This is a genomic window from Parageobacillus sp. G301 (assembly GCF_030268025.1).
GTDB classification, from domain to species: domain Bacteria; phylum Bacillota; class Bacilli; order Bacillales; family Anoxybacillaceae; genus Parageobacillus_B; species Parageobacillus_B toebii.
This window is the reverse complement of record NZ_BSDB01000002.1, coordinates 356980-369660: the sequence shown is the minus strand read 5'-3', so window position 1 is coordinate 369660 and position 12681 is coordinate 356980. Positions and strand designations below refer to the sequence as shown.

Genomic DNA, 12681 nt, shown 5'->3' with positions numbered 1-12681 from the left:
AAATAAGTATAATTATAGTAATAAAAACCATAGAAAATTTTACTATATCTTGTATATTAATGCAAATATTCTTTTATGAAAAATTATAAAATTTAGGGTGAACTAGGGCTTTTGTCATTTCTCGATGCTTCCTGTCATTTGGAAAGCGTTCGTTTTAGTTATAGTTAAGCAGAGCATAACAAAATTCATTGTTCTCACTTTCCTTCGAATGTAGCCTTTCTCTTCTAGTAAAATGAACTTCTCTTCGCAAACAATCAAATGGTCCAGCACATCTATGCCAATCACTCTTCCTGCCTCCACTAACCGTTTCGTTACCTCGATGTCCTCCCTCGACGGAGTCGGGTCGGACGAAGGGTGATTGTGGGCGACAAGAATCGAAGCCGAATTCGACAGAATCGCCGACTTGAACACTTCACGCGGATGGACGATGCTGGCGTTCAGGCTTCCGACATGACAGACGTTGATAGCGGTCGCTGGTTTTTCGTGTCCAAGCAGATGACGACAAACTTCTCACGGTCGGCTTCCACAAGAAACGGCTTCAGCAGCCTGTACGCATCTTCCGGCGACTTGACTTGTCGCTCCTTGTACAGCATGCTAGACTCCCGAACGAGCTTCAGGCTGACAATGTTGACGCGCTTCGCTGGCTACTTGGCAAATACCAGATACCTCTCTTTCTAGCTACTTGTAGTTGATGGTTTAATACTTGCTCATTTTTCCCTCCTAAAACAAAAATAGCCCCAATTCCCCGAAAGGAATTGAGGCTGGTCAGAGTATATAAATTTGTATTTGATGTTCATAATATATTAAATGCTTAAAAAGTTTTTTGATACGGTTTCTTAGAAGGGATAACAGGACTGTCGATACGATATATTTTTTCCCGGAAAAAAGTAAAAGCAGAGAGTTTTCACCCTCTGCCCTTACTTTACTTCTTTTAAAAGGATAGGTGCTACTCAATTTTATTTACTAATAACTGCATCTTTTACAAGGTTGCCATTCGCATCAGCAACATTTGTACCAGTAATCTCTACAGTGATAGAGTCACTTAAGTTGAACACTGTGCTTGTAGTAGTGATTTTTAATTGGTTATTATTTACTACTGCAAATGTTAAGTCAGCAGCATCAACATAAGAACCATTCTTCTTAACTTTAATGCCATTTACAGTTGCAGGTAGAGTTCCAAGTTTTTCAGAGAGTGTAACATATAAAGTTTTGTTATCTGCAAGTTCAACTTTTTGTGCAGTTGGACGAACATTTTCTGTTAAGTTAACAGCAACACCGTCTTTAGCTGCTTGAGTTAAAGTATTGCCGTATTTGTCAGTAATATCTCTTGCTGCAACTGTACGAATACCATTTGCAGTAATAGCACCTTCTGGTAACTCTGCACGGATAGTGTGCTTATCTCCGAAGAAATATAATTTTGTTCCAACTGGTAAAGCTACTCCGTTAATTGTAAATTTATTCACATCTAATGCAGCAGATGTTAATTCAGTACCTGCAGCACCAACTACAAACTCAAGCACACCAGGAGAAACTTGAGTAACACTTAAGCCTAAAGTAGCAGACGTAGTGCTATCTTGAGCTACTGTGAAAGTAAGTTTTATTGGTGCTGTAGTGCTGTTGTTATATACATCCTTAACAACTCCAGCTGGTAAAGTAACTTCGTAACTACCTGCTTTTAACTTAGAAGATGCAACAAAGTCAGTGTCTGTAACAGGAATTACAAGATATTGGTTTTCACCAGCATCTGTAGTATCACCGTCGTTGTTTGCATCATATACATAGGCAACTGGTGAATATGTTGCAGCATTATCAACTTTTACAACACCATCTGTATCAGTATAGCGAACATTTAAGTCAGTTCCAGTTGTTAATGGAGAAGTACCTGCAGCAATAGGCTCATCAAATTTCACAATGATTTTGTCATCTTTATAAGATGTGCTTACTACTTTAGGAGCCGTCTCATCTTTAGTAATAGTTAATGTTTGTTTAAAATCAGAAGAAGTATTTCCGCTAGCATCTTTTGAACCAGCTTTTACAGTGATTTCTTTAGTAACAAAGTTATTTCCTGCAGGAATAAATGCAGAAGCATCTACTAAATATTCTTTTCCTTCAGTATCAACTTGTTCAGCAGATGTTGCATACACATTATTAGTACCATCTGTTAACCATAGACGCTTGTTAGCTTGACCGTTAAGAGTTGTATCTACAACTGGCTCACTAAGTTTAACACGAATTTTAGAGCCTTCAGCAGTCATTGATACTACTTGAGGAGCTGTTTTATCTTCACTAACATTAACTTTTAAAGTCACATCTGGTAAGAAATTACCCGCTAAATCTTGAGCACCTACGATAGTGATTGTATGCTCACCAGGTGTTAGACCAGATAATGTAATTTTGCTAGCGCCTGTTAAAGCATCACTAGCAGTATTATCATCAGTAATTGTATAAGAAGTTGTTGGTACTCCATCTACAGAAACTGTAGCAGTGCTTCCTGATACAGAACCTAATTCTGTGCCTTGCTTTTTAAGAGGTTCAGAGAAGCTAACTACTACATTAGGCGCTTTATACTCTACAGTAGCCGTTGGAGCTTGTTTATCTTCTAAGAATAATGGTGCTTGATACTTAGTAACGTCCTTTCCAGTAGCATCTTTAATATTTTCAACTTTAAATTCAACGTATTTGTTTAATTTAGATACAAATCCTGCACCGAAAGTTAAAGTAGCAGTCTTTTTATCTTCGCTTAATTCAACTCGTGTAGGATTAGTACCATCTAAGCTGTAGTTTGCAACTACTTGAGCACCACCAGTTGCTGTACCAGCTTGAACTGCCTTATTGAACTTAACAACAACTTGTTTAGCGTTAATCGCACTTACACTTTCAACTTTTGGAGTAAGCGCTGCTTCATATGCATCTAATGCTTTTTTCGCTGCTTCTGTTAGTTCAGCTTTGAAAGCGTCTGTTACTTTTGGTAAGTATTCATTGATTTTATCAACAGCAGCTTTAGCTTTGTCTAAATTGCCTGCTTTCACAGCGTCTTGTACTTCGCGCGCTTTCATTGCAACAGTAATATCGTAAATCAAGCTGTCGCGAAGTTTTTGTGCTTCTGCTTTAAATTTAGTGCGAAGAAGATCGCGAGTGGATTGACCATATACGCGGTCTAAGATTACTGTACGAGATTTTAACTCATAAGAAATTTTGTGATAAAGCTCTTCTGCTTTCGCAAGATCTTTCGCTTGAACAGCATCAGCTAATTGTTGACGCAAACCATCTAATTTCACAGCATAGTTGTATGCGTCGATGTAAGTTGCTACACGAGCTTCACCAGATTTAGGGTTTGCTTTGAAAACGTAAGTTTCATATTCTTTTTGTAAATCAGCTAAGTAAGCGTCTTTTTTCGCGCCACCTGCTTTATTCACTAATGCTACCGCATCAGCGTATGCTTTTTTCGCTTTGTTGTATTCAGCATATACATCGTTAATGTTTGGGAATTCGCCAGTTTCCGTTACTGTATGGCTGTAAGTATAGTATGCTTTTTTGAATTGTGCTTTTGCTTGGCTTACTACTGTTGCTACGTTTGTAGCCGCTTCAGAAGCATTTGGATTTGCAGCGACAAATGCACTTGCTGCTACAGCACTTGCCGTTGCCAACTTCACAGCTTTTTTCTTATCCATCGAGAAATATATCCCCCTTTATTAATTATGAAAATCGCTTGTTTTAGAGCAATGTATATTATAGATTCATTGCTTACAAACCTCAAGAAATTTACTTTATCATCCTATCAAACCTATAATAGGATGATAATAGAAATGGTGCTTGTGTTGCTATATCTTTCTTTCTATTCCACAAACACTCCACGATTACTATAATAATACATTTTTCTTGGAATTTCTAGCCTCAATTGCATTTTTTTCAGAGATTTCGTCAATATTTTTTTGATATTTTTTTCATTTGCAAACACCATATATAACATATGCCCATTATTTTCAAATAGACCAATAGTTATGTATATTTTCCTGATTAATCCATATAATTAAGAATGGTTCCATTTATGCCATTCATTTTTCACAATAAAAAAGTGAGGGCCTCTTGGCCGCTCACTTATCCGTTTAGGGTTAATCCAATTTTTTGACCTGAATGGCAAACGGTTCTCCTAATTCTGTACTGACGACATCGTAACGATCATCTAAATATAAATCGACGAAGCGGAATTGCCCGCTGAATTCAGTTGGACTATCGGCAATCGTAAATTGGAATTGCATATAATAATCGTCGTTATTGACAAGCTGTTCGGCAATTTCTTCGATTTCCTCTTTAGGTACTTTATATTCCTGTAAATAGGAAATGGAATCCAAAATATGTGTATAATCATCCTCAAAGTAAACACGAAGCGTAACGACGTTTCCAGACAATTCCCCTTCTATCGGCAGCGAACCTTCCCCATTGTAAAGATACCAGCCAAACAGACGATTTCCTTTCTGTTTTTCAATGACAAACGGAATGTATTGACCATCATCGACAATCACATAATGCCCTTTCAATGCCTGTTTGACAAGCGAGATAAATTGCTCTTTCGATAACGGAGTGTAACGAATGTTGGCAGTTTTTTTAACGTAAGTTCCTCCTCCAACTCCATAGAAAACGCTCCCTTTTATTGTTTTACTGCTGTAAACGCGGTATTCTTGTCCCTTTTTTAATTTTCCAATCACAGTTAATTTATCCGGTGCTGTCCAACGATAAAGCTCCGTATCGTTTACGACAGTAATTTTCCCAATCATTCCTTTCTTTAGCTCTAGCTTTTCCCATCGTACTGCCGCTTTCGCATCATACCCATGTGTTCCAAACATAAAAATGGCTACAAAAAAAAGAATGGCACCTAAACGACTCACTTTTTTCATTTGTTTTCCCCCAAAATAGTATTTAATACAATTATTCTATACCGATTTCAATTTCATGGAAATACCCTAAATATAAATAGGAAGAAATCGATTTGCGATGCATTTCGCATCCTTTATTCTGTTTGTGTTTCATACAAAAAAATGAAGATCTCGATGCGCCAAACAGTTCCAGCAAAAAAGGTAAATTTGGATCTCTTAATTAGCCTGTTTTCTCCGCTGCCGTAATCAGCGTTTAAAAAGCTTTCTAAAGTAAAGGGATGGCTCTGGAAACTTCCAAGCCATCCCTTTATTTTATGTTTAAAAGCAAAGGGGCTTTTGAAGTTTTCCTAACTTAGTAGTATCGTTTTGCGCCCAAGTAACGCGCTTTCCAATAAGAATTATCCAAGCTGCTAATGGTGACGCCAGTGGAAGAGCCGCTATGAATAAATTGTCTATTGCCGATATAAATGCCCGCGTGGGATGGGCCAGAACGGCTCGTTTCAAAAAAGACAATGTCGCCGACCGAAGGGGAGGAAACCGGCGTGCCGACGTTCCAAATTGCCGCTACTGTGCGAGGCAAAGAGATTCCTTGTTTTTTAAACAAATAAACAATAAATCCGCTGCAGTCAAAACCTACTTGCGGCGTCTCCCCGCCCCAAACATATGGTTTGCCAAGAAGTTCCGCCGCATCGGCAACAAGTTCAGTAACATCAAGCTTTCGCTGCGGTGCTTTTCCCATCAGACGCTCATAGGTTTCTGCATCGACAACACCTGTTGCTTTCAGATTAACATCCCGTTGAAAACTCTTTACTGCATTTGCTGTCATCGTTCCATAATAGCCAGTGATTTGCGAATATGTAAAATAGCCAAGCTGTTTTAACTTTGTTTGCACTTTTTTTACTTCAGAACCAGTCGATCCAATTGTTAAATAGATGCCCGCTTTCGGTGCGGACGGCTGCGGTTCGGAGCTGGCTATCGCTTCGTTTATTTTCGCCAGCGTTACGCTGTCAGCCACTCCGGTAACTGGAAGTTTGTTTTTTTCCTGAAATTTGCGGACCGCCTCCGCCGTAAACGTTCCATAGTAATCCGTAATTTCTGGATATGTAAAATAACCGAGCTGCTTTAATTTTTGTTGCAATTTGCTTACTTCCGTCCCTCTTGAACCTATTTTTAATGCATTTGCTTGCAAAGTTTTGTTAGATTGCTTATTCACCGCGTTTTGAATCAACTGTACAGTGCGCGCATCTGCGACTCCTGTTGCGGAAAGGCCGTTATTTCGTTGAAACTTCTTGACCGCATCTTGCGTAATCACTCCATAATAACCAGTGATCTCCGGATATTGGAAATAGCCAAGCAACTTTAAATTTTGTTGCAGCACCTTTACATTGTTTCCGCGCGAGCCGATTTTCATTTCCGAAGTACTATAGACAGCTGTTCCTTTTAACTTGGCGTATGTAGCGTCATCGACGATGCCCGTGATCGGCAAACGAACCGATGCTTGAAACGCTTTGACTGCCTGCTCGGTAATCGTTCCAAAATAACCGGTGGCAGTCGGATATGTAAAAAATCCTTTCTCCTTTAGTAGCTGCTGGATCTCCTTTACTTGCGGCGAGCTCATTCCCACTTTCCATTCCGCTGCTTTTCCATCATCCGGCATCAGAAACAGAGCAGAGACGAAAGCGGACGTTAACACGATCTGTCTTGGTTTCCAATTCACAATCATCTACCTCTCCCTTATTGTTTCTGCTTCCCGCTTTGTACAACGTTTGCCGCCTTGAATCAATGCTAATTCAGCTCAACTCAACACCTTTTCGCTCTCCCCCGTGGCTGAATCCACATCGCAACAATGTCGAAAAAAGGAATCTATTGAAATTGCCCATTCTAATAGTCTGAGAGATACGACATCTTTTTAGGCAGATTCCATTTTTCGACACGCGGAAAGGTGTGAAAAGTAGTCACGTATATTATTAGTATAGCGAAACTTCCTTTCTCATAGAAAGAGCATTTTTGTTTTTTTATACAAAATTTAGATAATCTTTACGAAAAAACAGCCATGTTCGCTGCCATCCAAACCAGAATAATCGCGGCGGGGAACTGGAAAACTTTAAAAAAATAATAGGGAATACCCTATTTAAGCAAGGATCAAATCGTATTGAATATCTGCGGTTTAACGCACAATCCTCATCCAAAATACCATAGGAAAAGCAGAATAAACGAAGGAAGTTCTTGAGGCAATCACAAAACAGCTACAACCATTTATTGTTTTTTCTTGCCGGGCACATAAACAAATAGGAAATACGCTTGTTGTCAAAAATATAAAGCGACTGCAAAATGTAATAAATGAGCTGTCTCTCAATGGTTAATAGCTCATTGGTGTGAAGGCGGAGATATTTTTGTTGGAGCTGATTCCATTCATAGAGGGCTATTTCGAACTTTTGTTTTTGTAAATCAAGCTTTACGATAAACATATATAGTTGATTGACCGATTTAAATACAAAATATAATTGAGCATCACAAGAACACGTAATGGTGCGAAACCGCGCTTCTTCCCCCAAGAAACGGTCATGTTTTTCCTCACTTTTTAAAAACCGCAATGAATCCGTAAAATTAGTTGGTGCAATCGTTTTCAATTTAATCGAAAATGGGCTTCGCATTTCTTTGATAAATATCCTATACGTTCCTTTCTTTCGTTTGAAACCTTTCCGCTCAATTACCATTAAATCCGCGAGATAAATATTCACCATCATCCCTCTTTTTCCTGGTTATAGTAAATATTTATCCATTTTTCGCTTATTGTACCATAATGACAGTCATCGGACAAAGATGTCGAACATTGGCAAGTGAAAAAAGTTTGATCTTTTTAAGAACAAATAGACAAACGTTTCTAAACAGAACACAAACTTCTTCCACGCTCTTCTATCTTTAAGTTATTGATGGATTTTATTCGAGCGTGGTGAAAGCAATCATGAATTTAGGAGAAAAACTAAAATATTTGCGCAAACAGCATAATTGGACACAAGAGCAGCTGGCGCAGCATCTCAATATATCGCGCTCACAAATCAGCAAATGGGAAAACGGGGATTTGCTTCCGGACGTGCAATCGTTGCAAAAACTAAGCAATCTCTACAAAGTAAGCGTCGATTTTTTAATTGGGAAGCATACGACAAAAAAGAGCTGCTGTAAGAGGTAAACCTTCTATATCAAACGGATCATATTGATGAAAAAATGCTGGATATTATTGACTATTTGAAACAAAACCCAAATATGGAAAAAACGATTTACTCACTCACTCAATTGCCAGCCAAAAAGCGAAAACATTTAGAATTCATCATCATTAAGCTGGTGAAAGAATTTTCCGATGCCATCAAATAATCACATCTAGCTCTTCGCTTTGCACAGTGCAGCAGCGGGAACACACGATAAAAAAAAGCGCTAACGTTTCCTGCTAGCGCAAAGTTGGGGATGTTACGAGGAAACACGCTTTCTCTCTTTTGGGGAAAAGGCTGGAAGGAAAAGAATGAGGATAATAGAGGAAATTTAAGCATGTTCGATCCATTCATTCGTTTTGCCGCCCATAAACCGCACGGATTCAGCCACTACTTCTGTCACGTATACTCGTTGCCCGTCTTTCTTTTCATAGTTTCTTGTCTGAATCCGCCCCATGACTCCAATAATCGAACCCTTTCGGCAGTAATTGGCTGTATTCTCCGCCACTTTCCGCCAAAGTATACATTGAACGAAATCGGTATCAATTCCCCCTTCCGCATTGCGAAAATTTCTTGTTACCGCTAACGTAATGTTAGCGACTGCTGCTCCATCGGCGGTATATCGAAGTTCTGGATCTTTTGTCAACCGGCCGACGAGCACGACTTGGTTAATCATGTTTGGACACATCCCTCCCTTCCATTTCGGTGCATATTCATCATAATGGACTTCTATTTCTTCGTAAAATCATCATTTTTTAATTTTACATACCGTTTGTTTCCGCAATTATGATGGTCATACGGTCTGAACATTGTAAAATCGACAGCAAAATTCAATTTTCTATGTTCTCCTCAAAAATAGACTTATCGGACCATAAAATGACAGCTCACCACATCGATACGGTTGCAATTGGATAAAATATAAAAGATAACGGGCACGTGATACATTTTCCCTCGGTCGTTGGAATGTGCTATAATTTTTATAAGGACAATGTTGACGAGGTGATGGAATGAAAACCTTCAAGCTTGTGGGGCTCTCCGTTGTTTACGACGATTTGCACCAACAAGACATCCCGTTTATTGATGGGCTGATTATTAATAAAGAAGACGGACAAAATCGCTGGCTAATCGAAACATATTTAGATAAAAAATACGAATCAATATTTTCAGAACTGCAAAAAAGAAATGACGAATTCCGTCTTCAAGTAACGATTACAAACCGAAGCAACGATCCCGCCAATATGCTCGCAACTGTTCGTTCCATCACAAGAATGAACGACCATATCAGCGTGCTTATGGATGGATTGTTAATCCGAAGCAAAACAGATTTAGCGGAAGTGGTACTTGCAGGTCTTGTAAAAAAAGGGCTACAAGGAGAAGCCTTGTTGAAGGAATTTAAACAGCAATTGAACGAGCGCCGTGGCTTTAAAAACAATGAATCAACCATAAAGGGCTAGAATTACGCATCTAGCCCTTTTTCTTTATGGTGGAAACAAGCTGCGCAATGAGAACATAGCGCTGCTTCGCTTTGCCAATAAAATGGAATGGATAGCATGTCGTCACCGTTAATGTTGGACGAGGCTTTTCGACGAGAACCGTACGGTTGTTTTCATCCACGATGCGGACTTTTTTTACTCGATAAATAAACTGCTTCATTGTTGTTTCCACAATTAATTTGTCGCCAACACCGATTTTTCCCAATTGCCGAAATACAGTATCACGATGACCGGATAGCACCATATTATTCTTATCTCGTTCTCCCGGCAAAGCGCTTTTTGGATAATGTCCAATTCCTTTTCGCAATTGCCGCTCTTCTGTTCCATGATAAATTGGTATAGAAACGCCAAGCTTTGGAATCGATAACATCCCGATCTGTTCGCCAATTTCCGGTCTAGAAGCCATATTTGCGGTCATTTGCCGAGCAATAGGCGTTTTTCTTTCCTCTTTCAGCGGTTTTACAGCATTGCACCCGAGCCAATAGGCATATCCATTCCAAAGTGCCATCACCAATCCTATCATCATACAAACCAACGCACCGTACGTTTGATATGTTTTCCGGCGCCTGCTCATATGTCTCACTCCGCTAATTTGCTTCTTGCGCGCCAATAAACATAAGCGCCAAGCAAAACAAACAGAAGACCGAGCAGCATATTGGCAAGATACGGAGAAGCGGTATCTGGCATTTTTTCGCCATACATTTTTTCTTTCATTTCACTTGCTAATGCGCTGGCGTCGATCAATTTTTCACCTGCTCGGAACACATATCCCGAAGTAAACATTTCTTCCGACAACTGGACATCAGAAAGCAATTCTCCTTTTTGATTGTATAGCTCGACCCGTAAATTCCGACCACCGAGCGTATCCATCGACAAAATCCGATGATAAGATACTTCCTGCTTGTCCCCGTTTTTCTCCAGGTAAAATTTCGGTTGTATTTCCAGCGCAGCCAGCACATCTTCCCAAATGGAAAACAATTGTTTCTTTTGCTGCTTCGTTAGCTGTGTTGCATCTTCTACTTGAAGAAACGGTTGTATGCGCGCGCTCAATGCTTCTAACTGTTGCTTCAAATTTTGGTGATGAAGCGATGCAATATGCGCAAATAAACGATTCGCTTCCTTTTCTGTAAAACCAATCGCTCCAAGCATATCATTAATTTGCTGCATTTGTTCGTTATGTCGCAAATAAAAGCCAACAGCCGCATCCAAGTCATCAATAAACGTATAATCTTGAACCGTTTCTCCAAACTGGCCAAGCAATGCTTCTAATTCTTCTTGTGTCAGTTGATAGCGTGTAAGCAGCTGATGGAAATTTTCTTCTGTAATCGGTGTACCGAGCCACTGCTTTAGCTCATCTATCGTCTGAAAATCAGCGACCGTCATCTGGTAATCATCTAAATAATTTAGTAAATCTTCCATCGTCCAGCCGATGCTGCTTATGTACTGCTCCAGTTCTTGCTTTTGGATTTGCGCAAATGCATGCGGTCCGTCATGGGCGATGGTGAAAACGAAACATGCGATGATGGCGAAGAAAAATCGTTTCAATGCCGTTTCCTCCCTCATAAAATATATACATTGGTAGTATTTTCCGAACTTCTATATCTTATGTATAAAAACATATAAAAAGAGGCGGATACGAAAGTAATGGATTACTTTTCGTTCCGCCTCTTATGTATTTTATACTTCGTTTCCTACGGAAGCCTCTTGAAAATACGCTTCATAAAGCGCGCGAACCGCATCGACCACGACTTCTTCTTTTACGCCGAACATCATGCTTACTTCCGATGAACCTTGGTTGATCATTTCAAGGTTAATGTTTGCCTTCGCAAGCGCCGCAGTTGCTTTCGCCGCCATCCCGACGGTGCGTTCCATGCCTTCGCCAACCACCATAATCAGCGCAAGTCCATGTTCGATATGAACTTCATCGACTTCCAGCTCCGTTTGAATGCGGTCTAAAATGCGCTGCTCTTTTCCTCCTTCTAATTGATTTTCCCGTAAAATAACGGACATGTTGTCAATGCCAGAAGGAGTATGCTCATACGAAATTCCTTCATCCTCTAGAATTTGCAGCAGTCTGCGGCCAAATCCGATTTCCCGGTTCATTAAATATTTGCTGATGTTAATACTGCAAAATCCCGTATCACTAGCAATCCCGGCAATCGGCTCGTCGTGATGGTTGCGTTTGGCGACAATCCAAGTGCCTGGAGCGGCAGGGTTATTCGTATTTTTCACACAAACAGGAATGCCTGCTTTATAAACTGGTTCCAGCGCTTCGTCATGAAACACGGAAAATCCGGAATAAGAAAGTTCGCGCATTTCTCGGTATGTAATTTCTTTTAACTGGCGCGGGTTTTCGACAATGGAAGGATTGACGCAATAAATCGAATCGACATCCGTAAAGTTTTCATACACATCCGCTTTCACCCCAGCTGCTACAATCGATCCGGTAATATCTGAACCTCCGCGTGGGAATGTGACGATATGCCCTTCCAATGAGTAGCCAAAAAATCCCGGAATCACTAATACGCCGCGTCGTTTTCGTAAATGATATAGCTTTTCATACGATTCCGGCAAAATTTGCGCATTACCCGGTTCATCCGTTACAATAATTCCCGCTTCCCGCGGATTGACGTAGCTTGCTTCTAACCCTATCTCCTGTAAATAAAGCGCCATCAATCTAGCATTATGATCTTCCCCGCTTGCTTTTATCGCGTCCATCAAGCGGCACGGATCATGCCGATATTCGTTCATTTTCCAACGCAAATCCTTTTCTAGCTCCGCTGTAAATTCATCTGCCGGCAATTCCAGCTCCTTGGCGATTTCTGCATATCGTTTTACTACCGCCTGAACGATCTCATCGCATGCTTTTCCGTCCATAACCGCTTGCGCCAATTGAATAAGGATATCGGTTATTTTTATATCCTCTTTAAATCGTTTCCCCGGCGCCGATACAACAATAATGCGGCGCTCCACATCAGAGCTGACGATATCGGCGACTTTTCGAAACTGTGTGGCGCTTGCGACCGAACTTCCTCCAAATTTTGCCACTTTCATATTCCATAACCCTTTCTGTCTGAAAATCTTTTATATTTGTTTATCATACCACAC

11 protein-coding genes and 1 pseudogene are annotated in these 12681 nt (G+C 40.1%); 3 read left to right on the top strand and 9 right to left on the bottom strand.

The window, feature by feature from the left end; translation table 11 throughout:
- Positions 1-207 precede the first annotated feature (207 nt).
- The 5 genes and pseudogenes from QSJ37_RS10540 to QSJ37_RS10520 all read right to left on the bottom strand — a co-directional run.
- Positions 208-593 (bottom strand): annotated as a pseudogene (locus QSJ37_RS10540) (JAB domain-containing protein); the annotation flags it as partial.
- A 363-nt stretch (positions 594-956) separates the two neighbouring features.
- Complete coding sequence (locus tag QSJ37_RS10535) at positions 957-3671, bottom strand: S-layer protein (protein ID WP_285755109.1); 2715 nt, start codon at positions 3669-3671, stop codon at positions 957-959.
- A 441-nt stretch (positions 3672-4112) separates the two neighbouring features.
- Positions 4113-4895: an SLAP domain-containing protein gene (locus tag QSJ37_RS10530; RefSeq protein WP_285755107.1), complete on the bottom strand. Its 783-nt coding sequence runs from the start codon at positions 4893-4895 to the stop codon at positions 4113-4115.
- Positions 4896-5226: 331 nt separating this feature from the next.
- The gene (locus tag QSJ37_RS10525; RefSeq protein ID WP_285755106.1) at positions 5227-6597 is read right to left on the bottom strand and encodes a C40 family peptidase; all 1371 of its coding nucleotides are present in this window, start codon (positions 6595-6597) and stop codon (positions 5227-5229) included.
- Between the two features lie 523 nt (positions 6598-7120).
- Positions 7121-7621 (bottom strand): hypothetical protein, encoded by a 501-nt coding sequence (locus QSJ37_RS10520; protein WP_285755105.1) that lies wholly within the window; start codon positions 7619-7621, stop codon positions 7121-7123.
- A 218-nt stretch (positions 7622-7839) separates the two neighbouring features.
- On the opposite strand from QSJ37_RS10520, the gene QSJ37_RS18085 reads away from it, so the two are divergent.
- Both QSJ37_RS18085 and QSJ37_RS18080 read left to right on the top strand, forming a co-directional pair.
- Positions 7840-8064, top strand: a complete 225-nt coding sequence (locus QSJ37_RS18085; protein ID WP_483313597.1) for a helix-turn-helix domain-containing protein — start codon at positions 7840-7842, stop codon at positions 8062-8064.
- Between the two features lie 35 nt (positions 8065-8099).
- Positions 8100-8246, top strand: a complete 147-nt coding sequence (locus QSJ37_RS18080; protein WP_483313596.1) for a hypothetical protein — start codon at positions 8100-8102, stop codon at positions 8244-8246.
- Between the two features lie 165 nt (positions 8247-8411).
- On the opposite strand, the gene ssb is transcribed toward QSJ37_RS18080, so the two are convergent.
- Positions 8412-8756: a single-stranded DNA-binding protein gene (gene ssb, locus QSJ37_RS10510; RefSeq protein WP_285755104.1), complete on the bottom strand. Its 345-nt coding sequence runs from the start codon at positions 8754-8756 to the stop codon at positions 8412-8414.
- A gap of 331 nt (positions 8757-9087) precedes the next feature.
- Between ssb and QSJ37_RS10505 the strand changes: the two genes are divergently transcribed.
- Positions 9088-9534, top strand: a complete 447-nt coding sequence (locus QSJ37_RS10505; protein ID WP_285755103.1) for a YwpF-like family protein — start codon at positions 9088-9090, stop codon at positions 9532-9534.
- A 10-nt stretch (positions 9535-9544) separates the two neighbouring features.
- Here QSJ37_RS10505 and QSJ37_RS10500 read toward each other — a convergent pair whose 3' ends face one another.
- From QSJ37_RS10500 to QSJ37_RS10490, 3 genes are all read right to left on the bottom strand, one after another.
- The gene (locus tag QSJ37_RS10500) at positions 9545-10147 is read right to left on the bottom strand and encodes a class D sortase (RefSeq protein WP_285755102.1); all 603 of its coding nucleotides are present in this window, start codon (positions 10145-10147) and stop codon (positions 9545-9547) included.
- Positions 10148-10152: 5 nt separating this feature from the next.
- The gene (locus QSJ37_RS10495) at positions 10153-11118 is read right to left on the bottom strand and encodes a processed acidic surface protein (protein WP_285755101.1); all 966 of its coding nucleotides are present in this window, start codon (positions 11116-11118) and stop codon (positions 10153-10155) included.
- A 132-nt stretch (positions 11119-11250) separates the two neighbouring features.
- Complete coding sequence (locus QSJ37_RS10490) at positions 11251-12627, bottom strand: aspartate kinase (protein WP_285755100.1); 1377 nt, start codon at positions 12625-12627, stop codon at positions 11251-11253.
- Between the last annotated feature and the right edge of the window lie 54 nt (positions 12628-12681).